The sequence below is a fragment of the Chromobacterium haemolyticum DSM 19808 genome (assembly GCF_000711885.1).
In the GTDB taxonomy this organism is placed as follows: domain Bacteria; phylum Pseudomonadota; class Gammaproteobacteria; order Burkholderiales; family Chromobacteriaceae; genus Chromobacterium; species Chromobacterium haemolyticum.
This window is the reverse complement of record NZ_JONK01000006.1, coordinates 92,286-112,238: the sequence shown is the minus strand read 5'-3', so window position 1 is coordinate 112,238 and position 19,953 is coordinate 92,286. Positions and strand designations below refer to the sequence as shown.

The following is a 19,953-nucleotide window of genomic DNA, read 5'->3' as shown; positions in this document are numbered from 1 at the left end:
CAATCTTGCGGTGTTGTCGGGCGGATTCAACGCAGCGGCTTGTGCATCGCCACGCGTCGCTTGAGGCCGTGTTCGGCTTCGGCGTGCAATAGGGCCAACAGGAAGGGCGGGCAGCCGGCGTCGTCGAGGGGCTGGAAACCGCGCTTTTGGTAGTAGGGCGCGTTCCAGGCCAGATGCTCGAACGTGGTCAGCGTAAGGCGGCTCAGTCCCTGCCCGCGCGCGATGGTTTCCGCGTGCGCGATCAGCGCCGAACCCAGGCCTTGCCCCTGGCGTCCGGGGCAGACATCCATTTCCTGCAGGTGAAGGCTGTCGTCGCAGCGGCGCGCCAGCAGGAAACCGTGCGCGCCGTCGGCGTCGGCGGCCACCCACAGCAGGCCGGCGGCGTGGGCGGCGGCTAGTTCTTCGCGGGGCAACGCGTCGCCGGCCAGCGCCGGCGGCAGGTCTTGCGGATCGAAGCGGGCGGCGGCGGCGCGTTCGATTTCGGCCAGGCGGTCAAAGTCTTCCGGCGCGGCCGGGCGGATGCAAGTCGCGGCCATGTCAGCGCGCCTCCCGCCACAGGCCCTGATACTCCCGCGGCAGCCCGTCAGGGCTGACGCTGAGCTCCGCCTGGAACGCGCCTTGCCGCGATTCGTAGCGGTAGCCGAACTCGGACAGACGGGTGTAGCGCTGCGGCAGCGGGGCCAGGGTCAGCGCCGGGAACCGCAGCCAGGCGGCGCTCAGCTCCAGTGCCGAGCCGATGTCCGGCCGGCCGCGGCGGATGGGCAGCAGATTGGTGGCCGGGGTGAAGGCCAGGTCGATGTCGACGCAGCCGCGCACCTGCGGCTGTTCCGCGCCGTTGAGCAGCCAGTTGCGGTCAGAGTCGGTTTCCAGCAGCAAAGCTATGGTTTCGCCGCCGCGGTAGCCGCTCACCTCGACGCGGCGGGTGCTCCAGTCCGGCGCGCAGTCCACCTGGTATCGCAGAAGGCAGTTGACGCCGTCTTCGACGAAGACGGCGCAGCCGCTAAGTCGCGGGCCAAGTTCGCTGTGTTCTAAGGCGGCGTAATCGTGGCCGGGAGCGTCCAGCCGTTGCCAGACGATGGAGGAAACAAAGGTGTGGGACATGGCGGTTGCTTGCTGTTTTTATGATGTCGTATTTCACCGCATTGCCCGTGTTCTTGTCCATGGCCGGAGCGGCGTTCGTTTTCGCCTCGTCTCGTCCTCGCCCGGGAGATTTTGAACAGGTTGCTAGGCGGTTTGACTGGCAAGCCGCCGCTCCCGGCAATGCCACAGCAAGGTGGCCGCCAAGGCCGCGGCGGCCAGTGCGCCGCCGGCAATGAAGGTGCTGGCGCTGCCGTGGCGGTCCCACATCCAGCCGGCCAGCACGCTGGCCAGCAGCAGGCACAGGCCGCTGACCAGATTGAACAGGCCAAAGGCGGTGCCCTTCATATCGGCCGGCGTTTCCTCCGCCACCAGCGTGGCCAGCAAGCCTTGGGTGAAACCCAGGTGCAGCCCCCACAGGGCGATGCCGGTCAGGGTGATGGCGATGGAGCCGGACAGCGCCAGCGCGGCATCGGCCAGGATCAGGATCAGCAGGCCGATGGCCAGCAGCATGCTCTTGCTGCAGCGGTCGGCCAGCACGCCCACCGGGTAGGCGGTGAGCGCGTAGACCAGGCTCATCACCACCATGACCAGCGGCAACCAGCTCAGCGGCAGGCCGTGGCGCTGCGCCAGCAGCACCAGAAAGGCCTCGCTGAAACGGGCCAGGGTGAACAGTGCGCCGATGGCGACGATCCACCAGTAGCGGCTGGAGAATCGACGCAGCAACCCCAGGCGCAGCGGCGAGCGGAAGGGCTTGCGCTCGCCGCCGGCCGGTTCGCGCACGCCGGCGACGATCAGCAGCACCGCCAGCAGGGCCGGCAGGCAAGCCCACCACAGTACTTGCTGGATGTCGTCCGCCAGCCAGAACATCAGCGCGATGCCCAGCAGCGGGCCGGCGAAAGCGCCTATGGTGTCCATGGACTGGCGCAGGCCGAAACAGGCTCCGCGGATTTCCGGCGGCGCGACATCGGCCACCAGCGCGTCGCGCGGCGCGCCGCGTATGCCCTTGCCCACGCGGTCCATCAGCCGCGCGGCCAACACGGTTTCGGCGCTGTGCGCCAGCGGGAACAGCGGCTTGCTCAGCGCCGCCAGGCCGTAGCCCAGCAACAGCAAGCCTTTGCGCCGGCCCCAGTAGTCGCTGATGGCGCCGGAGAACACGCGCAGGATCAGCGCGGTGGATTCCGCCAGGCCCTCGATAATGCCCAGGGTCAGCGCGCTGACGCCCAGGGTGGAGACCAGGAACACTGGCAACAGCGCGTGGATGATCTCGGAGGACATGTCCATGCACAGGCTGACCAGGCCCAGGGCCCAGATGGTGGCGGGGATGCGTGGCTGCATGCGCGCGGCCCTTTCTTGAAGTGGGAATTCGTTCACGGCAGACGCCACAGGCTGAGCAGCAGGCCGGCCAGCGCCGCGCCGGCTATCACCGGCATCACTTTGACCTGTCGTTTCAGCAGCGCCCAGGCCGCCAAGGCGGCGATGGCGGAGGCGGCCCAGTCCACGCCTCCGCGCCAGCCCTGAGGCCACAGCACATGCCAGCCGAAGAACAGGGCGAGGTTGGCGATCACGCCGACCACGGCGGCGGTGATGGCGGTCAGCGGCGCGGTCAGGCGGATTTGGCCATGGCTGTGTTCGATCAGCGGGCCGCCGGCCAAGATAAATATGAAGGAGGGCAGGAAGGTGAACCAAGTGACCAGCGCCGCCGCCAGCACGCCGGCCAGGAACAGGTGGTCCGGGCCCAGCAGCGCCTTGGCGTAGCCGCCGACGAAGCCTACGAAGGCCACCACCATGATCAGAGGCCCCGGCGTGGTTTCGCCCAGCGCCAGGCCATCCAGCATTTGGCCGGCGCTCAGCCAGCCGTAATGCGCCACCGCGCCCTGATAGACATAGGGCAGCACCGCGTAAGCGCCGCCGAAAGTCAGCAGGGCGGCCTTGGTGAAGAACCAGCCCATTTGGGTAAAGCCGCCGTGCCAGTCGTAGATGGCGGCGAGCAGCGCCATCGGCAAGGACCATAGCAGCAGGCCGGCCAGTGCGGCGCGGCAGAGCCGGAGCCAGGAGAAGCGGGCGTGAGCCGGCGGCGGGGTGTGATCGTCGATCAGCGCCGGGCCGAAATGCGCGTCCGCGCCGCCGTGGCCGCCGGCCTGGAACCAGTGCGGCCGCAGCCGGCCGGCCAGCGCGCCGATCAGGGCCGCGGTGAGTACGATCAGCGGGAACGGCGTTTGCCACAGCGCGATGGCGCACAGCGAGGCCAGCGCCACACCCCACAGCCAGGGCCGTTTCAGCGTGCGCGTGCCGATACGCCAGGCCGCTTGGGCCACGATGGCGACCACCGCGGGCTTGATGCCGTAGAACAGACCGGCGATCCAAGCCAGGTGGCCGTAAGCGACATAGATCCAGGACAGCAGCACTAGCAGGAAAAAGGACGGCAGCACAAACAGCGCGCCGGCGGCGACGCCGCCCCAGCCGCGGTGAAGCAGCCAGCCGATATAGGTGGCCAGTTGTTGAGCCTCTGGTCCGGGCAGCAACATGCAGTAATTCAGAGCGTGCAGGAAGCGGCGTTCGGAAATCCAGCGCCGGCGCTCCACCAGCTCCTGATGCATGATGGCGATCTGGCCGGCCGGGCCGCCGAAGCTGATCAGGCCGAGCTTGAGCCAAAATTGGACGGCTTGCCAGAAACCGACGGGGGCGGGAGGGGTTAGGGGACGGTCGGGCGGCATGTTCAGGCTTCCTTGGCGAATTGCTGGTACAGCCCGTCCCAGATGTTGGAGGCGGCTGCCAGCAGTTGATCGTCGTCGTTCAGCGCGGCGCGCAGGCCGGCCAACACGGTTTCCACGCCGCTGGCTTCCGGCGGCGGCGCGCCGCCCACGTCCAGATAATGGACCAGCGCGGCCAGCCGCCGCAGCGGCGGCGAGTCCAGCTCGAAACTGGCCAGCAGCACTTCGAAACTGACTTTGTCGCCGACATGAGTGAAAGCGGCCCCGTCGAAGTCGAAGCCCAAGGCGTCCGGCGGACAGTCTCCGGGCGCGGCCAGCCACAGAATGCGCGCCTGCGGATCGATGAAGCGGCGAATCAGCCAGGCCGAGGCCAGCCGGTCCACCCAAGGGCGGCGGCGAGTGGCCCAGGTCCGCCCCTGGTGCTCGGCCAGGGCGCGTCGCGGGATGCGCATCTCCAGGCTATGCGGCTCGCCCGGGGACAATTGCTGCTGGATGGCGGCTTCCAGTTGTTGCAAGGCCGCCTGCGCCTGTTCTTGGCTGGCGCTGGGGAAGAAGTCGATGGCGGCGATGCCGGCCAGAGCCTTGCCCAGCCGCCGCCATTGTTTCAACCGCTCTGCGGCGTTGTCCGGGTCCAGGCCAAGCAACTGTTCCTGAATGTCCTGTCGCAGCTGCTGATAGTCTGCATCGCGCTGAAACAGCGGCGGAAAATCGCTGCCGTCCAACGGGCGGCAGGTCAGCAAGCGCGCGATGCCGCCGTGTTGCTGGATATCGGAGGCGATGGCCTCGAGCTGTTGCAGGCGGGCGTCGCCGCCGGGCAGCAGATAGGCTCCGTCGCGCAGCGCGGCGGAGCCGCAAGCTTTCAAGGCGCGCCAGGCACGCATGCGCGCGGTGGCGTTTTCGGTGGGCAAGGAAGTGATCAGTAGCAGCCAGTCCATGATGCGCTCCATTTTTTTGTAGCGTATTCTACATTTAATGTAGTGATCAATATATTTTTGAGATGGGCTGGCTGGGAGGGAAATTTTGTCCTTGGCTGATCGATCATGCACAGTGGACTTTGCGCGACAGGAGACGGAGATGAGGAGATGGAAATCATGGGGGGCGTGGTTGTTGGCGGCGGCGTTGGCCGCGCCGACGCTGGGCAATCCGCCGGAAGGCAAGGGGCATGGCGAGGGGCAGGGAAAGCACAAGCATAAAGATCAGGACAGGGAGGCGTCGCCGGCGCGGACGGACAGGGATTGGGTTGCGGCGGGTATCAGCGTCGCGGCGGCGCGGCGCTTGGCGCTGGACTCCGGGGCGACCGGCTATAAATCGCTGCCGCCCGGCATGCGCAAGCGCCTGGCGCGCGGCAAGCCCTTGCCGCCCGGCGTCGCAAAGCAGGTGTTGCCGGCGCCCTTGCTGAGCCAGCTGCCGCGCCACCCCGGCTACGAGTGGCGGGCGGTGGGCGCGGATCTGGTGCTGGTGGCGGCCAGCGGATTGATAGCGGATATCTTGCTGGATGTGCTGCGCTGATCCGGTGGGTTCACAAGATTTGGCGGTAGATCACGGTGTCCGCCAGCTCCGCAACCTGATCGTACAAGCGGCGCGCGGCGTGATTGTCGCCGGCGGTGCGCCAGTACAGCGCCACGGCGCCGTCGGCGCGCGCCCGGTCCGCGGCAGCCCGCAGCAGCGCGCGGGCGACGCCGCTTCCCCTGGCCGCCGGCGCCACGTAGAGATCCTGCAGATAGGCGGCGTCCTGAATCTGGATAGTGCTGCGGTGGTAGAGCAGATGGGCGATGCCCAGCAGCGCGTCGCCGGCGACCGCGGCCAGCCCATGTACCGGTTCCGCCGGCGAGAGCAGGCGGCGCCAGGTTTCCCTCTCCACCTCCTCGGGCAGCGCGGTCGCGCCTTCGCGGCCGTAGAAGGCGTTGTAGCCGCGCCATAACGGCAGCCAATCGGCGTAGTCGCCGGCTTGCAACGGACGGATGGCGAACGTGGTTTCAGTCATGGCGAGGTTCCGCGGCGCCTGCGCCGGCCATGTGTTCCAGCCCGGCCAACACTTGGAGGCTGGCGGCCTCCATCGCCGCCACCTGTGCCACCGCGGCTCGGCTGTCGCCTTCGGCATGGGCGCGCAAGGCGTCCAGCGCCGCAGTGTGCACCTTGGCGTGAGGCGCTTCGATTTCACGGAAGCCGGGCAGGTGGGAGAAGCTGGCGCGGCCTTCACCCTCGTAATACCACTTGCCGAAGCGGCAGTGCTGGTGGGAGCCGAAGTGGCCGATGTCTTCGTCGGACAAGCCGAACATCACTTGGTAGACGCGGAATTTGTAGATCAGGTGATCCATCTTGGCCAGTTCGCAGAAGCCGCGCAGCGCGGAGGCGGCGATGCTGCCTTCCATGCTGGTGGACATGTCCAGCAATTGCTTCATGGTGCCGGCGGCGGTCTCGCCGTCCAGGCTGAAGCGGGCGGCCTGCTCGGCTAGTTGGCCCATCTGGCTGCGGCTGCCGGCGCTGTCGCCGCGAATCTGCTCCACCAGTTTGGCGATGTCGGCGGTGGCGGTGGCCGTGCGTTCGGCCAGCTTGCGCACTTCGTCGGCCACCACGGCGAAGCCGCGTCCCTGCTCGCCGGCGCGAGCGGCTTCGATGGCGGCGTTCAGCGCCAGCAGATTGGTTTGGTCGGCGATGTCGCGGATCAATTGCACGATGCCGCCCACCTCTTGGGCGCGCGCGTCCAGCTCCCCCACTTTTTCCGCCGCGCCTTGCGAGGCGCCGGCCAGCTTGGATAGATCGGCGGCGATCTGGTCTATGGATTGGCGGCTGTGCAGCGAAATGCCCTGAGCGGCGACGGCGCGGTCTTTCTCCTGGCTCATCACGCTGGAGAGGGTGGCCAGCGATTGCTGGGTATCGGTCATCGATTGGGCGAAGGCGGATAAATTGGCGATCAGCCCGTGGAGTTCCTGGTTCTTGGCCTGGCTGGCCGCCAGCTGGCTTTCCGCCTCGTCGGCGCGGGCGCGGGTGTGCCGCAGCTCCGTGCGCAGTTGCTCGGCTTCCTGCCTGCATTGCAACAGCTCCGCTTGCTGTCGCGTGGTGTCGGCCTTGTTCCAGAAACCCATTCCTATCTCCTTGTGACGCCGGCCGGGACGGACGAGCGCTAAGAGCCTGTTTACGATCTGCTGGGCGTTGTGAGACGTGACGCGGTGAGTACCGCTTCAAAATGCTTATGTACGGTGCGTACAGTCTGCTTTTTCAGCTGTTTTCGCCTTGTCTAGACTTAGCTCGCGAGATCGCAAACACGTTCTTAGAGCGCTTGCATGTCGCCGGATGATTTTAAATAGACGCTTAGCATTATCCGAATGCCGTCATGAATCTGCAATCATTTGTCTTATTTAAATAAGAATCAATATGACGAAAATCAATGTCGACACATCAGCGGCGGCGCGGGAAACGTACATCCTCCCTGGGCGAGAGGCAGTGTCCAGAGGCATGTCGTGGCAGGGCGGGGCCATGTGGAGAGAAGCGAAAAGCGCGGAAGGAGTAAACCAGGCGTTCCGGCTCAGGGTTGCCGGTACCAGGGCTGGCGCAGCAGCGCGGGCAGCATGGTTTCGCGCAGCTTGCCGATCTGCTGCCACAGGCAGCGCGCCAGCGCCGGGTTGTCCTTGTGCCAGCGTTTGCCTAGCACCAGGTAGTAGTCTTTGCGCGACAGCGGCGGCTGCAGGCGGATTAAGCCGGCTTGAGGGTGTTCCTCCACATAGCGGTCGCCGATGTGGTTCTGCGTGGCGTAGGCGGCAATGTGACGCGCCTGCAACTTGCGGAAGTTCATCTCAGTGTCTTTTGCCGTCTCCACCCTGGCGCCCTTGGCGCGCAGATCGTCGGCGATGGACCAGCCTGCGTTGACGCCGATGGCGCCCAGCGCCGGCAGGTTTTGACCGTTCCAGGCCGGCGGCGCGCTTTTCAGCGCGTACAAGGAGTAGGCCAGCGTGGTCAACCGGTAGCGGGGGTCCGGCTCGTCGCCCTGCATCGGGTAGTTGAAATATGCTTCGCGCTCTTTATTGTGTGAAAACATGAAGGCGGCATCGTGCTGGCCGTGCTGCATCTCGGTGAGCAGGCGCTTGCCCGGCAGCCGCGATAGTTTAAGCGCGATCCGGCAGCCCTTGGCCGCCGCCTGCGCCATTTCCACTACCGCGCCGGGGTGGAGCGGCACCTGATCGCCTTCGCCGCTCATGTACGGGTCCGAGGCCACCGCGCCGTAGACCATGTCCAGCGTCGCCGCGGTCGCCGGCTGCGCGGCCAGCGCCGCGAGCAGCAATCCTATCTGTTTCAAGCCCAATCCATATATCCATTGTTATCGTCTGCGCAGAGGGTAACAGCGCCGGGTCTCGGCGGCATAGAGCTGGTTGGCGGAGTTTCAATATTCCCGCTCCGTCTGTCGCGTCGGCCCCCGTTTCAGCTCCGGCGGCAGGGCCGCAAACGCCGCCGCCCAGCCGCGTTCATGAGGCCGGCACCATCCGGGTTGGACTCGCTCCAACGGCTAAAGCAGGCGCATCGTTGGCTGCTTGGGTAAGTCGCTGGGTAACATTCGCCATTGGCGGCCAATTTTGAGCAAATAGAGCGCCGCACACCAGATCGTAAACAGCTTCTAAGGTTCTTGATGCGATTTTTAGCGCGGCAGCGGCCGGATTGACGCGGCGTTTAGTCGCGATGGCTTATCGTGAACACGAGACGGAACCTGTGGGCAGGGAGGTGATGCACGGGTGAACAAGAGTCGTTGGCGAGGCCGGCCCCGTGTGAGCGGGGCCGGCCGATTTCATTTGAGCTTGATGTTCCAGTTGTCCTCTACGCAACGCTGGTAGTTGCCGGCTTGCAGCGCGCTGTAGGGCGTCTGGTAACTCACCAGCTGGCATTTGTAGTCATTGCCCCATTTCCAGTCTTTTTCCCAATAGATGTTGTAGGCGGCGGAGCTGGCGGCGCTAAAGCGCTGCATATTGGCGCATGACAGCTGTTCGTTGCCGTAGTCCCAGCCCAGGTCTTTGGCGAACTGACGGTAGTAGTCGATGCGGTTCTGCGCCGCTTGACGTTCGGTGCCGCCGCCGCACTCGGCGTTGATGATCTGGATGGTGGTGGCGAAGTTGTTGCCGGCTCCAGCCGCCTTGTCCGCTGCGTTGGGCACCCAAGTGCCGTCCAGCACGTGCAGCATCGATGGCTTGGGCGGCTGTGGGAAGACAAAGAAGAACGTGGCCGAGGTCAGGTTGAGCCAGGTGGAGGCCACCAGGTCCGGATTCTTCAGCAGCACCGATTGGTCGCCGTCGTACATGGCTTGGGAGAAAGGACCGTAGTTGTAGTTGTAAGACAGCTGTTTGGCGCCGCGGCCGAAGTATTTTTTCCAGCTGCCGTCGGCGTTTTTACCGCAGGTCCACACCTTGTTGAATACCGGGTCGGCGCATTCGGTGTTATAGCCACAACCGGGGCCGGTTTCGTCGCAGCCCATTTCGCGCAGGTATTTCAGGCCTTGTCGCCATTCCGGCACCGTATCGCTGCGGTTGTGGTCGCCGGTTTCTTGGGCGAAGTGGGCGAACATGGTGGCCAGGCTGTGGCGGCAAATGGCGTCGCCGTCGCGGCCATCGCTGTAGTCGTCGCAGATGGCGGGAAACTTGGCGATGGCCTGCAGGAAGCGCTGGTAGCTATAGCTGGCGTCGCGGCGCGAGAAGTAATACTCCCACTTGGCTGCCGACAGCAGACGCTCCACTCGGCGCACGTTCAGCGGATTGGCGGCGCGGCCCGGCGCAACTTGCTCCACCTGAGCGTTGGGCAAGGTGCGGATCGAGGCTTTGACGTTGCGGAAGAAAGCGGTGTCGGTCAGGCCTGCCTCGTATTGCAGCGCTTGCTGCAGCGTGGGCGGTTGAGGCTGGCCCGGTTCGGCCTGCGCCGCGGCCTTGGCCGCCGCCGCCGGCGTCCAACTGCCTCTGGGATTGGCGGCCGGCGTTTCGGCGCGGGTGCGCCATTTCGCCTGCCAGTCCTGGCCTTGCCATTGGACTTGTTGTCCGGCTTGGTAGACGGCGCCGGCGTTCCAGGGCGCGGCGAAGACGGCCTGGCAGGCCAGGCCGAGCAGCAGGGCGGAGAAGGGTTTGCGCATGTTGGCTCCTGTTGTCGAGCTGCCGCCGCGGTTGACGCCGCGTGAATCGGGCAGCCGTTTATAAGGGCCCGGACAAACCGAATGCGCGGTCCGGCAGCGCCGTCGCGCTGGACTCCATACACCGCTTGCGATGGTGTTTCTAGGCCCCTTGGGTGGTTTCTGCCGTGCGCGATGCGCGGCATAGATACCACTATGGAACCAATTCTAGATATGTCAAATGACTTTTTGAGGAAGAATCAGATTGACGCGGCAATGCGGCCGACCCGCGGCTAAGCCGGGCTCGGACAAACAAGGCGGAAGCGGCCGCGGCTGGCGCCGGGGTGAGATCCCGGGCGGGTGCGGCTTTGGGCGTCAATCGTAACTGCGCGGCCGTCTCAGGGGCGAGAGGCGTTGATCCAGGCGTCGTGCGGGTAGCTGGCGGAATCCAGGCCCAATTCTGACGAAAAGGTGATGTGACAGTGACGTCCTGCTGCATGGACCGCAATCACGGTAAAAGTGATCGCGGCGCTATCGTGTTGTTCGGCGATGTAATCGCCTGGTTTGAGTTCATTGACTCGCAAATGTTGCTCCAGGGCATGACCGCGATAGCGGATCATGCCGGCAGATCAACGGCGTCGGTTGTGATGCGGACGAGGAGTGCCGCCGCCGGCCGGCGCCGTCGGATGACGGAAATTGATGCGGCCCTTGGTCAAGTCGTAGGGCGACATCTCTACAGTGACGCGGTCGCCTACCAGAACGCGAATACGGTGCATCTTCATCTTGCCCGAGCCATAGGCCAGGATTTCGACGTTGTTGTCCAGGCGCACGCGGAAGCGGGACTCAGGCAACATTTCAATGACAACACCTTCCAGTTCGATCATGTCTTCTTTGGACATTACGATTCCTTTCTAATACGGTAGGCCAACAGCCACAGCGGCAGTCACGTGGACTGCCGCGAGCGGGTGCTATTGGCGCGTCTATTCGGTAACCAAGCTAGGGAGGGGCTGGCTTCACAGGCAGCCCTCAGGCAAGGCGGAGCGTCCAGCAGGCAGCTGCCGGAACGATCAGAAAATCTGAGGCGAACGGTATTATATATCTAACGCACTGATTTGTCAGAAAAATACAAGGATTTTTCCGGCAATGGCCGAATCAGGCGCGGCGAAGAGGCGGTTTTCACAAAAAAATCAGGGAGATGGATTTATCCGCCGCCGCCGCCGCAGTGTTGAAAATCTGATCGGCAAGCCGGTTTCTTCGCCTTGGCGGCATGGCGTCTGTTCAGCGTCTCGCCCTGGCCCGCGAGACTTTGAACAGGCTCTCAGGGGCGGGGCGGGGCCAAACCGCCGTTTTTGACCAGTTCTGCGAATTCGTCTTCCGGCAGCGGCCGTGCGTAGAGAAAGCCTTGGCCGTGTTCGCAGCCGGCGTCCAGCAGGAAACGCCGCTGAGCCTCGTTCTCCACGCCTTCCGCCACCAAGCCGAGACGCAGGGTTTTGGCCAGCGAGATGATGGCCAGGCTGATGCTGGCCTCGTGTTCGTGGTCCGGCAGGCCGCGCACCAGGGACTGGTCGATTTTCAGCGTTTGCACCGGCAGTTGGCGCAAGTAGCTGAGCGAGGAGTAGCCGGTGCCGAAATCGTCGATGGACAGACCAACCCCCAGCTGGCGCAGTTCGCGCAGTACTTTCAGATGCGCGTCCGGATTGCTCATCACGAAGCGTTCCGTGATTTCCAGTTCGATCTGCCTCGGCGGAATCCGGCAGTCGCGCAGCGCCTGTTTCAGCGTTTGCAGGATGGGGGCGCGCTGGATTTGCGCCCCGGCGATATTGAGGCTGAGCACGCCCGGAGAGATGCCGGCATCCTGCCAGCGGCGCAAGATGCCGCAGGCGTGGCGGATCAGCCAGCTGCCGATTGGAATGATCAGGCCGGTTTCCTCCGCCAGCGGAATGAAAGTGTCCGGCCCAATCAGACCCAGGCTTGGGTGTTGCCAGCGCAGCAAGGCCTCGGCGCCGACGAGGGCGCCGCTTTGCAGGTGGTATTTGGGCTGGAACACCAGAAACAGCTCTCGTCTCTCCAGCGCCAGGCGGAGTTCGCGCTCCTGTTCCACCCGTAGCCGCGCGCGCTGGGTCAACTCCTCGGTGTAAAAGCGGAAGGCGCCCTTGCCGTCGTTTTTGGCCTGGTACATGGCGGCGTCGGCGTTGCGCATCAGGGTTTCCGCGTCCTGGCCGTCGCGCGGATAGATGCTGATGCCGACGCTGCAGCCCACTTCCACCTCTTGTTCCTCCAGTTGGAAAGGGCGGGAGCAGGCTTTGACGATTTTATTGGCGATGTCGATGACCGGGTTGTCGGCTTTCTGGTTCTCCAGCAGGATCAGAAACTCGTCGCCGCCGATGCGGGCCACGGTGTCATTGGCGCGCAAGCAGTCCTTGAGGCGGGCCGCCACTTCCACCAGCAGCCGGTCGCCGGCGCCGTGGCCGCGGGTGTCGTTGATCTGCTTGAAGTTGTCCAGGTCGATGAACAGCACCGCCACGCGACGGCGTTCGCGCTTGGCGGTCTGGATGGCATGCTCCAGCCGTGACAGAAACAGCAGCCGGTTGGGCAGGGTGGTCAAGGGGTCGTAATGGGCCAACTGCGCCATTTCGGCGGCGGATTTCTTGATCTGGGCGATATCGGAGAACACGCCGACATAGTTGCGCACCGCGCCGTAGCCGTCGCGCACCGCGGTGACGGTGAGCCAGGCCGGCTCCACGCTGCCGTCCTTGTGCCGATTCCAGATCTCGCCTTGCCAGCGGCCGTGCTCCGTCACGGCCTGCCACAGCCTGCGATAGAAGCCGACGTCGTGGCGGCCGGAATACAATAAGCGCGTGCTTTGCCCCAGAAGATCGGCGCGGGCGTAGCCGGTGAGCGCGCTGAAAGCGGAGTTGACGTCGAGGATGCGCAGGTCGGCGTCGGCGATCATCACGCCCTCCAGCGTGTGCTCGTAGACCGCCGCGGCTTGTTGCAGGGTCTGCTCGCGGAGCTTGAATTCGCTGATGTCCTGCAAGGTGCCGCTCAGGCGGAGGACGCGGCCGCGGTCATCCTGTTCCAGCGCGATGTGATGGCGCACGTAGCGGTTGCCGCCGTCCGGCAGCAGGATGCGATGGTCCAGTTGAGCGGTTTCGCGCCGGCGCAATACGTGGCGCAGGCAGCGGCGCAGCGGAGGCCAGTCGCCGGGCGGCAGCAGCGCGGGCAATTGAGTCAGCGGCGGGGGAGGCCGCGCAGGGTCCAGCCGCCACAGTTGATACAGCTCGTCGGACCAATGCGGCGCGGAGTCGCCGCGCCGCCATTCCCAATGGCCGACGCGCGCCTGGGCCAACGCCTCGCTCTGGCGGCGTTGGGCGTCGCTGTGGTGCTGGCTGCGATCCAGGAAGTTGGAAAGCATGTCCGCCACCGATTGCAGCATGTGTTGTTCTATCCACAGCCAGCTGTGGGGGGCCGGCGCGCTGACCGCCAGCACGCCGCGCCAGCATTGGCGAGGCCGCAGCGTGGCTAGCAACGCGCTCTGGCCGTTGTCGCCCAGCAGCTGTCGCAGCACGTCGGCGGCTTCCGGCGCGTCGGCGCTGTCGTTCAGTTGCAACGTGCGCTGCTGGCCCAGTTGTTGTTCCAGCCAGTAGAGCTTGGAACGAGGAATGACCGGCGTTTCGACCGGAGGGCCGGCTCCTCGCGCTTCGCGCCGCCACTCGCGGGCGATGCGCACTTGCTTGCCGTCGACATCGAGCAGGGCCAACAGGCAATGGTCCGCGCCGAGGAAGCGGCCCACGCGCTCCAGCAGGCCGCTCATGCGCGCCCACAGCGGTTCGGCCGGCTGGCTGGCCAGTTCCGCGGACAGGCCGGCCAGTTGCGCGAGGATGTCCAGATGGCGTGTCAGCAATTGTTCGGAGGTGAGCCGGTCGGTGGCGTCGTGAAAGGTCAGCAACAGGCAGTCATGATCATCCGCCCGCAACGGCCGCGCGCGGATGTCGGCATGGCCGACTTCGCCTCCCGGCCGACGCAGCGGGGTCGCGGCGATTTGGCTGGGCTTGTCTTTGGGCAAGGCCAGCAACGGACGCAACGCTTCGGTCAGCCCGCTGCCGGGCGCCAGCGCGGAGAGTGCGACAGGATAGGCGGGGGCGTCGGCGAGGCCCAGCCACTCCATCAGCGCGGCGTTGGCGTACAGCACTTGCTGGCCTACAGGCTCTAGCAGCAGCACGCCGTCTTCCAATTGTTCCAGCATGGCCTGAGCCGGCGACAGCGGCTTGGCGGAGGAGGGCTGCGCCGGCTGCAGCAGTTGCCGTCCCAGATTGTGAGTCATGTCCGTCAGCATCTGCCGCGCCTGCCGTCCGGCGGCGCTGTCCTGAGGCAGGAAGGGTTGGGCGGCCAGCGCGGACAAGATCTGCGCTTCGCCGATGGCGTGGCGCAGCGCGTAATCGCGCAGTTGTTCCAGTTGGCGTATCAAGCTGTCCAGCGACGCGCCAGCGGAGAAGGCGGCGTCGTAGCGATTCAGCAGATCGCGCAGACGGCGCTGGTGTTTGCCGGCGGCGGACCTGCTGTCGGCGGCTGGTTTCTTGGTCGTCGGCATGAAGTCTCTTTTTGCGCTCGAGCCCGCTGCGGGCGCGCTCAGGTCTTGTTTAATTGTTAGGCATGGATTGCAAAAAGGCCAACTACTTAATAGCAATATGAGTCATTCATAAAAACCCTCGGGCGCCTTTAGGCATGTCGTCGCGCGTGACGGAGCGCGGGCATGCCCGAGCCCGACGCGCAGAGGCGTTGCCGACGGGGGTTATGAACGCCGGAGCTGGCCTGCCAGAACGCCGACGCGCGCCAGCGCGGCCAGATAGCGTTCGTCCAGCGGATAGCAGCAGGACAGCCGCAGGGCGTTGGGATAGCGGCCGCTGGGGGAGTACAGCGGGCCGGGCATGATGCTGATTTTCTCCGCGATGGCGGCGTGGAACAGCGCCACCGCGTCGATGTCCTCGGGCAGCTCCACCCAGATCAGAAAGCCGCCGGAAGGCGCCGTGGCGTGAGTGCCGGCCGGGAAGTGGCGCGCGATCATGCCGCGCACCTTCTCCACGTGGGCGGCGTAGCGCCGCTTCAGCGCGCGCAGATGATGGTCGTAGCCGCCGGACTCCAGGAAGGCGCCCAGGGTTTCCGCCAGCACCGCCGGCTCCGCCACGGAGGAGGCGAACTTGAGCTGGCGCAGCGTGTGACCGAAACGGCCCCCTTCCATCCAGCCGATGCGGAAATCCGGCGCCAGCGTCTTGGTGTAGCTGGAGCAGACGATGACCCAGCCTTCGTCGTCGAAGGCCTTGACCGCCGGCGCCAGGGTGTCGCCGAACTGCAGCTCGGCGTACAAGGCGTCCTCGATCAGCGGCACCTGGTGGCGAGTGATCAGCCGCGCCAGCCGCTTCTTGGCTTCCAGCGGCATGGTCGCGCCCAGCGGATTGTGCACATTGGGCATTGCCACTAGCGCGTTGATGCGTTTTTCCGCCAGCAAGAGCTCCACCGCGTCGATGGACAGGCCGGTTTGCGGATCGGTGGGAATTTCCACTGTTTTCAGACCCAGGCTGGCGATGAGCGGCAGCAGGTTGAAGTAGGTGGGCGATTCCAGCCCCACGGTGTCGCCGGGCCGGGTGACCGCGCGCAGCGCCAATTGCAGCGCTTCCATGCAGCCGTGGGTGAGCACGATGTCCTGAGCCTGCAGGGTCATGCCCAGTTCCAGGCCGCGGCGCGCGATCTGGGTGCGCAGCCGCAAGGAGCCCGGCGGCAGCGCGTAACGGCTGACCATGCCGGGCTGGCGGCGCAGTATCTGCCCCATCAGCCGGCCCAGTTTGCTGCCGGGATAGAAGTCTCCTCCATGCGGACAGGCCAGCGCCAGGTCGATGTAGTCCTCGTTCTGCTGCGCCTCCAGCACGGTGTCGATCAGGCCCAGGACCTGTGGGCGGGTGGGCGCGGCCGGGCTGCTTAGGGTGGCCGCCGGCCGAGCCGGCGACGGCAGCCGCGCCCGCACGTAGTAGCCGGATTGCGGCCGGGCCTCGATCAAGCCGCGATCTTCCAGCACCCGGTAGGCGGCCACCACGGTGTTCAGGCTGAGCTGGCGGCTTTGCGAGGTGCGCCGCACCGACGGCAATTTGGCGCCGGGCGGCAGCGTGCCGCGCTTGATGGCCAGCGACAGATCGTCGGCCAGTTGCTGATACAGCGTGGGGGCTTGGGGGGCGACAATGGGTTCCATGAGGACAGCTTGCCGCGCTTGGGCGACGGTAGACAGACACAGTACCCATGATAGGCGATGGTGACAGTTTGAGGAAATGCCGCGCTGTCACCACTGCGAAAGGTGACAGCTGCGGCTGTTGGCGTTGCGAGCCGCTGCGTAGCATGGATTGGGAAAACGGGGCCGCGTTGGCCCCTTGTATCGCCATGCCGCGTCGATGGACGGCGCGGAGCAAGTGAAAGAGAAGCCCGCCATGCCTGAATTCGCCCTATTGTCCTACGTAGCGGTGATGTCCATCACCCCCGGCCCCAATAATCTGATGTTGACCGCGTCCGGGGTCAATTTCGGTTTTCGCCGCACCATTCCGCACATGCTGGGCATCAGCCTGGGTTGCGCCTTCCAAGTGTTCCTGGTGGGCAGCCTGTTGTCGCTGTTGCTGGACGGCATCCAGGCCGCGCGCTTGCCGCTGGCCTTGATGGGGTGCGCCTATCTATTGTGGCTGTCCTGGAAGATCGCCCGCGCCGGCCAACCTGAGGCGGGCGCGGCGGCGCAGCCGCTGGGCTTTGTCGGCGCGGCGCTGTTTCAATGGTTGAACCCCAAGGCCTGGGTGATGGTGATCAACGCCGCCATCCTGTTCATGCCGGCTGCGGACGGTCAGCGCTGGCTGGGCGCGGCCATGCTGGCGGCGGTGTTCGCCGTGGTCAACCTGCCGTGCATCGGCGTCTGGGCCTGGGCCGGCGAACGTTTGCGCGCTTGGCTCGCCAGCCCGCGCGCCTTGTTGGGTTTTAATCTGAGCATGGGGGTATTGATGGCCGCCACCGCGCTGTGGTTGCTGTACGACGAGTTCCAGCCGCACGGTCCGGCCAGGGCCGCCGAGATCGCGGCCGCGCCGGCGGCTCCGCAAGCGGTGGGCACGATGTCCGTATTTGACAGTGGCTTGTCCGTAATCAGCGTTAAATAAAGGCGCGCGAGTCCGTAGCATTCGGGCTGTGTTCAACAGCGTCCAGCTTGGACGCGAGGGAGAAACCACCATGAAGAAAACCGCCTTGTTGGTGATTGACGCACAAGAGTCATTCCGCCACCGCCCGTATTGGAACGAGGACGAGGTCTCGGCTTTTCAGGACAAACTGCAACAATTGATCGCCGGCGCGGAGGCGCTTGGCGCGCCGGTGATCAACATTCTGCACGAAGACGGAGACGAGGCCTTTTCCGCCGCGTCCGGCCTGGTGCGGCCGCTGGAGTGGCTGCGTCACCGTCCGGCCGCCACCTTCGTCAAACACGTGCACAACGCTTTGACGGATTCCGGCTTGCAGCCCTGGCTTATTCGCCACGGCATCCAGCGTTTGATCGTGTCCGGCATCCGCACCGAGCAATGCTGCGAAACCACCACCCGGGTGGCGTCCGACCTGGGCTACGAAGTGGACTTCGTCACCGAGGCCACGTTGACGTTTGCGATGACTCATCCGCATAGCGGCCAGGTTTTCAGCCCGGCGGAGATTCGCGCCAAGACCGAACTGGTGCTGGCCGGCCGTTTCGCCGACATTGTCAGCGTGGAACAGGCGCTGGCCAAGCTGGCGCGCTGAATAGAGGGTATTTGACCATCGCCATTGCAACTATCTGATGTTAGAACCTGTTTACGATCTGCTGCGCGTTGGCATACGGCGTTAAAAACAGCTTCGAAATGCTCATGTACCGTGTGTACACTCCGCTTTCTCAGCTGTTTTCGCCTTGTCTCGCTCTTGCTCGCGAGATCGTGAACAGGCTCTTAGTGTGAGGCGAGATACAAAATGAATGCGGCGGGCGGGGCCCGCCGCGCAGCCATGGGAGAATTGCATGCGGTCCATCCTTCCGCCCGACGACATGCCGGCCTATCGTTTGCTGACCGGCCCGGACGACGCCGGCTTCTGCCGTCGCGTCAGCGAGGCGCTGGCTTTGGGGTACCGGCTGCACGGTTCGCCGGCGGCAACCTTCAACGGCGAGCGCGTCATCGTCGCTCAGGCGGTGGTGTGGCCGGGTGCGTTGGCGCAAGGAGACGACGATGCCGTGGAGTGATTTGCTGCAGGCGCTGGCCATCGTGCTGGTGTGGGGCGTCAACTTCGTGGTGATCAAATGGGGCGTGTCCGATGTGCCGCCCTTGTTGCTGGGCGGCCTGCGCTTCTGCCTGGCCGCGGTGCCGGCTGTGTTCTTCGTCCGCAGGCCGTCGCTGCCGTGGCGCTATCTGTTGCTTTACGGTCTGTGCGTGGGCGTCGGCCAGTTCGCCTGCCTGTTCACCGCCATCAAGCTGGGCATGCCGGCCGGCCTGGCCTCGGTGGTGCTGCAATCACAGGCTTTCTTCACCTTGATCCTGGCCGGCTTGTGGCTGCGCGAGCGTTGGCAGGCCAGCCAGATGGCCGGCTTGCTGCTGGCCCTGTGCGGTTTGGCGCTGATCGGCCTGAGCAAGGGCGGCAGCATGACGGCGGTGGGTCTGGGGCTGACCATCGCCGCCGCCTTCAGCTGGGCGCTGTCCAATGTGGTGGTGCGGCAGATGGGCCGCGCCGGCTACCGCGTGCAGCCGTTGGGACTGGTGGTGTGGTCCAGCCTGGTGCCGCCGATTCCGTTCTTCCTGCTGTCCTGGTGGCTGGAGGGGGGCGAGCGCATCGCCGCCGCTCTGGGGCATTTCACGCCGCAGGCCTGGTTCGCGGTGGCCTATCTGGCCTTTGTCGCCACTTTGTTCGGTTACGGCTTGTGGAGCCGATTGCTGTCGCGCCACCCGGCCGGCAAGGTGGCGCCGTTTTCGCTGCTGGTGCCGGTGGTGGGCGTGTTGGCGTCCGGTGTGTTGCTGGACGAGCGCTTGAGCGCGCTGCAAGCCGCCGGCAGCTTGTTGCTGCTGGCCGGCTTGGCGGTCAACGTGTTCGGCGCGCGCTGGCTGGCGCGCTTGCGCGGGGGGGAGGCGACGCGTGGCGCTTGATATCTTTTTCGTGTTGCCGCCCAATCTGCTGCTGGTGGATCTGGCCGGCCCGGCCGACGCTTTCCGCATCGCCGCGCAACTGGGGGCGTCGTTTCGATCACACTTCATCGCGCCGGTATCCGGCGTGCCCACCTCGCTGGGCCTGAGCCTTGAGGGCGCCTCGCCATTGCCTGAGGTTCTGCCCGACGAGGCGCTGGTGGTGATCAGCGGCGCCGCCCATTCGATCGATGCTTACGCGCGGCCAGAGGCGCGAGAGATCGTGCGTTGGCTGCGTCGCAAGGTGGACCCCAGCCGCCAGCGCGTGGCCAGCATTTGCTCCGGCAGCCTGCTGACGGCGGAAGCCGGTTTGCTGGACGGCCGTCAGTGCACCACTCACCACACTCTGCTGCAGCGTTTGCAGCAACTCGCGCCGCAGGCCAGGGTGCAGCAGAACCGCGTATTCGTGCAGGACGGGCCGATCAGCAGCAGCGCCGGCATCACCGCCGGCGTGGACTTGGCTCTGCAACTGATCGCGCAGCTCGCCGGGCCGTCGTTGGCGCGCGATGTGGCGCGCCACATGGTGGTGTATTTCCGCCGTTCCGCCGGCGACCCTGAGTTGTCGCCGTGGCTGACGCACCGCAACCATTTGCACCCGGCGGTGCACAAGGCACAGGATTTGATCGCCGCTGATCCGGCCCGCGCCTGGAGGGTGGAGGACTTGGCCGGCCAGGTGCACGTCAGCGCCAGGCATTTGTCGCGCTTGTTCCGCGAGCACGCCGGCGTATCGGTGCACGACTATCACACCGGGCTGCGGCTGGCGCTGGCCAGTCAATGGCGCGGCGCCGGGCTGTCCAAGGAGAAGGCCGCGCTGGCTGCCGGGTTTTCCTCGGCGCGGCAGTTGAACCGGGCCGGCGTAGGCGCTTGCTGACGCGATCGG

The 19,953-nt window shown here is 65.5% G+C and carries 19 protein-coding genes and 1 pseudogene; 6 read left to right on the top strand and 14 right to left on the bottom strand.

Annotated elements, in window-relative coordinates; translation table 11 throughout:
- Nucleotides 1-26 precede the first annotated feature (26 nt).
- From BR71_RS05730 to BR71_RS05710, 5 genes are all read right to left on the bottom strand, one after another.
- On the bottom strand, nt 27-536 hold the full coding sequence (locus tag BR71_RS05730; protein ID WP_043633886.1) for a GNAT family N-acetyltransferase: 510 nt from the start codon (nt 534-536) through the stop codon (nt 27-29).
- A gap of 1 nt (nt 537) precedes the next feature.
- Nucleotides 538-1,101: a putative glycolipid-binding domain-containing protein gene (locus BR71_RS05725; protein ID WP_043633883.1), complete on the bottom strand. Its 564-nt coding sequence runs from the start codon at nt 1,099-1,101 to the stop codon at nt 538-540.
- 123 nt (nt 1,102-1,224) lie between these two features.
- Nucleotides 1,225-2,415: an MFS transporter gene (locus BR71_RS05720; RefSeq protein WP_052370362.1), complete on the bottom strand. Its 1,191-nt coding sequence runs from the start codon at nt 2,413-2,415 to the stop codon at nt 1,225-1,227.
- Nucleotides 2,416-2,447: 32 nt separating this feature from the next.
- Nucleotides 2,448-3,794: a chromate efflux transporter gene (gene chrA, locus BR71_RS05715; RefSeq protein WP_043633879.1), complete on the bottom strand. Its 1,347-nt coding sequence runs from the start codon at nt 3,792-3,794 to the stop codon at nt 2,448-2,450.
- A gap of 2 nt (nt 3,795-3,796) precedes the next feature.
- Nucleotides 3,797-4,726 carry a chromate resistance protein ChrB domain-containing protein gene (locus tag BR71_RS05710; RefSeq protein ID WP_043633876.1) on the bottom strand — a complete coding sequence of 310 codons (930 nt, stop codon included), beginning with the start codon at nt 4,724-4,726 and terminating at the stop codon, nt 3,797-3,799.
- A 139-nt stretch (nt 4,727-4,865) separates the two neighbouring features.
- Here BR71_RS05710 and BR71_RS05705 point away from each other — a divergent pair, with 139 nt between their 5' ends.
- Nucleotides 4,866-5,300 carry an anti-virulence regulator CigR family protein gene (locus BR71_RS05705; RefSeq protein ID WP_043633872.1) on the top strand — a complete coding sequence of 145 codons (435 nt, stop codon included), beginning with the start codon at nt 4,866-4,868 and terminating at the stop codon, nt 5,298-5,300.
- A gap of 10 nt (nt 5,301-5,310) precedes the next feature.
- Here the strand turns inward: BR71_RS05705 and BR71_RS05700 are convergent, their stop codons facing one another.
- The 9 genes and pseudogenes from BR71_RS05700 to BR71_RS05665 all read right to left on the bottom strand — a co-directional run bounded on the left by BR71_RS05700 (nt 5,311) and on the right by BR71_RS05665 (nt 16,111).
- Complete coding sequence (locus tag BR71_RS05700; protein WP_043633869.1) at nt 5,311-5,775, bottom strand: GNAT family N-acetyltransferase; 465 nt, start codon at nt 5,773-5,775, stop codon at nt 5,311-5,313.
- On the bottom strand, nt 5,768-6,109 hold the full coding sequence (locus BR71_RS25105; RefSeq protein WP_256870422.1) for a CZB domain-containing protein: 342 nt from the start codon (nt 6,107-6,109) through the stop codon (nt 5,768-5,770). The genes BR71_RS05700 and BR71_RS25105 overlap by 8 nt, the downstream gene beginning before the upstream one ends.
- A gap of 99 nt (nt 6,110-6,208) precedes the next feature.
- A pseudogene (locus tag BR71_RS25100) lies at nt 6,209-6,466 on the bottom strand (methyl-accepting chemotaxis protein); the annotation flags it as partial.
- An 851-nt stretch (nt 6,467-7,317) separates the two neighbouring features.
- The gene (locus BR71_RS05690) at nt 7,318-8,085 is read right to left on the bottom strand and encodes a type 2 periplasmic-binding domain-containing protein (RefSeq protein ID WP_156038834.1); all 768 of its coding nucleotides are present in this window, start codon (nt 8,083-8,085) and stop codon (nt 7,318-7,320) included.
- Between the two features lie 483 nt (nt 8,086-8,568).
- Nucleotides 8,569-9,894 carry a glycoside hydrolase family 19 protein gene (locus BR71_RS05685; RefSeq protein WP_081862564.1) on the bottom strand — a complete coding sequence of 442 codons (1,326 nt, stop codon included), beginning with the start codon at nt 9,892-9,894 and terminating at the stop codon, nt 8,569-8,571.
- Nucleotides 9,895-10,268: 374 nt separating this feature from the next.
- Nucleotides 10,269-10,454, bottom strand: coding sequence for a hypothetical protein (locus BR71_RS05680; protein WP_143330311.1), 186 nt, complete (start codon nt 10,452-10,454; stop codon nt 10,269-10,271).
- A 45-nt stretch (nt 10,455-10,499) separates the two neighbouring features.
- Entirely contained in the window at nt 10,500-10,769 is a 270-nt protein-coding gene (infA, locus tag BR71_RS05675) for a translation initiation factor IF-1 (RefSeq protein ID WP_019104365.1), read from the bottom strand.
- Between the two features lie 419 nt (nt 10,770-11,188).
- Nucleotides 11,189-14,461: an EAL domain-containing protein gene (locus tag BR71_RS22780; protein ID WP_052370360.1), complete on the bottom strand. Its 3,273-nt coding sequence runs from the start codon at nt 14,459-14,461 to the stop codon at nt 11,189-11,191.
- Between the two features lie 201 nt (nt 14,462-14,662).
- The gene (locus tag BR71_RS05665) at nt 14,663-16,111 is read right to left on the bottom strand and encodes an aminotransferase-like domain-containing protein (protein ID WP_043633861.1); all 1,449 of its coding nucleotides are present in this window, start codon (nt 16,109-16,111) and stop codon (nt 14,663-14,665) included.
- A 232-nt stretch (nt 16,112-16,343) separates the two neighbouring features.
- Here BR71_RS05665 and BR71_RS05660 point away from each other — a divergent pair, with 232 nt between their 5' ends.
- The 5 genes from BR71_RS05660 (at nt 16,344) to BR71_RS05640 (ending at nt 19,944) form a co-directional block, all read left to right on the top strand.
- Nucleotides 16,344-17,051: a LysE family translocator gene (locus BR71_RS05660; RefSeq protein ID WP_081862572.1), complete on the top strand. Its 708-nt coding sequence runs from the start codon at nt 16,344-16,346 to the stop codon at nt 17,049-17,051.
- A 70-nt stretch (nt 17,052-17,121) separates the two neighbouring features.
- Nucleotides 17,122-17,673, top strand: coding sequence for an isochorismatase family protein (locus BR71_RS05655; protein WP_043633859.1), 552 nt, complete (start codon nt 17,122-17,124; stop codon nt 17,671-17,673).
- 250 nt (nt 17,674-17,923) lie between these two features.
- Complete coding sequence (locus tag BR71_RS05650; RefSeq protein WP_043633856.1) at nt 17,924-18,142, top strand: DUF1737 domain-containing protein; 219 nt, start codon at nt 17,924-17,926, stop codon at nt 18,140-18,142.
- Entirely contained in the window at nt 18,129-19,037 is a 909-nt protein-coding gene (locus BR71_RS05645; protein ID WP_043633852.1) for an EamA family transporter, read from the top strand. Before BR71_RS05650 ends, BR71_RS05645 begins: the two co-directional genes overlap by 14 nt.
- Nucleotides 19,027-19,944 (top strand): GlxA family transcriptional regulator, encoded by a 918-nt coding sequence (locus BR71_RS05640; RefSeq protein WP_043633849.1) that lies wholly within the window; start codon nt 19,027-19,029, stop codon nt 19,942-19,944. The genes BR71_RS05645 and BR71_RS05640 overlap by 11 nt, the downstream gene beginning before the upstream one ends.
- The last annotated feature ends 9 nt before the right edge of the window (nt 19,945-19,953 follow it).

What these genes read in the sequence shown, in the direction of transcription:
- BR71_RS05655 (WP_043633859.1), top strand. Translation starts at nt 17,122, where the DNA reads ATGAAGAAAACCGCCTTGTTGGTGATTGACGCACAAGAGTCATTCCGC.
- BR71_RS05705 (WP_043633872.1), top strand. Translation starts at nt 4,866, where the DNA reads ATGAGGAGATGGAAATCATGGGGGGCGTGGTTGTTGGCGGCGGCGTTG.
- BR71_RS05700 (WP_043633869.1), bottom strand. Translation starts at nt 5,775, where the DNA reads ATGACTGAAACCACGTTCGCCATCCGTCCGTTGCAAGCCGGCGACTAC.
- BR71_RS05725 (WP_043633883.1), bottom strand. Translation starts at nt 1,101, where the DNA reads ATGTCCCACACCTTTGTTTCCTCCATCGTCTGGCAACGGCTGGACGCT.
- BR71_RS25105 (WP_256870422.1), bottom strand. Translation starts at nt 6,109, where the DNA reads ATGGATCACCTGATCTACAAATTCCGCGTCTACCAAGTGATGTTCGGC.
- BR71_RS05720 (WP_052370362.1), bottom strand. Translation starts at nt 2,415, where the DNA reads ATGCAGCCACGCATCCCCGCCACCATCTGGGCCCTGGGCCTGGTCAGC.
- BR71_RS05730 (WP_043633886.1), bottom strand. Translation starts at nt 536, where the DNA reads ATGGCCGCGACTTGCATCCGCCCGGCCGCGCCGGAAGACTTTGACCGC.
- chrA (WP_043633879.1), bottom strand. Translation starts at nt 3,794, where the DNA reads ATGCCGCCCGACCGTCCCCTAACCCCTCCCGCCCCCGTCGGTTTCTGG.
- BR71_RS05660 (WP_081862572.1), top strand. Translation starts at nt 16,344, where the DNA reads ATGCCTGAATTCGCCCTATTGTCCTACGTAGCGGTGATGTCCATCACC.
- BR71_RS05645 (WP_043633852.1), top strand. Translation starts at nt 18,129, where the DNA reads ATGCCGTGGAGTGATTTGCTGCAGGCGCTGGCCATCGTGCTGGTGTGG.
- BR71_RS05650 (WP_043633856.1), top strand. Translation starts at nt 17,924, where the DNA reads ATGCGGTCCATCCTTCCGCCCGACGACATGCCGGCCTATCGTTTGCTG.
- BR71_RS05685 (WP_081862564.1), bottom strand. Translation starts at nt 9,894, where the DNA reads ATGCGCAAACCCTTCTCCGCCCTGCTGCTCGGCCTGGCCTGCCAGGCC.
- infA (WP_019104365.1), bottom strand. Translation starts at nt 10,769, where the DNA reads ATGTCCAAAGAAGACATGATCGAACTGGAAGGTGTTGTCATTGAAATG.
- BR71_RS05665 (WP_043633861.1), bottom strand. Translation starts at nt 16,111, where the DNA reads ATGGAACCCATTGTCGCCCCCCAAGCCCCCACGCTGTATCAGCAACTG.
- BR71_RS05710 (WP_043633876.1), bottom strand. Translation starts at nt 4,726, where the DNA reads ATGGACTGGCTGCTACTGATCACTTCCTTGCCCACCGAAAACGCCACC.
- BR71_RS22780 (WP_052370360.1), bottom strand. Translation starts at nt 14,461, where the DNA reads ATGCCGACGACCAAGAAACCAGCCGCCGACAGCAGGTCCGCCGCCGGC.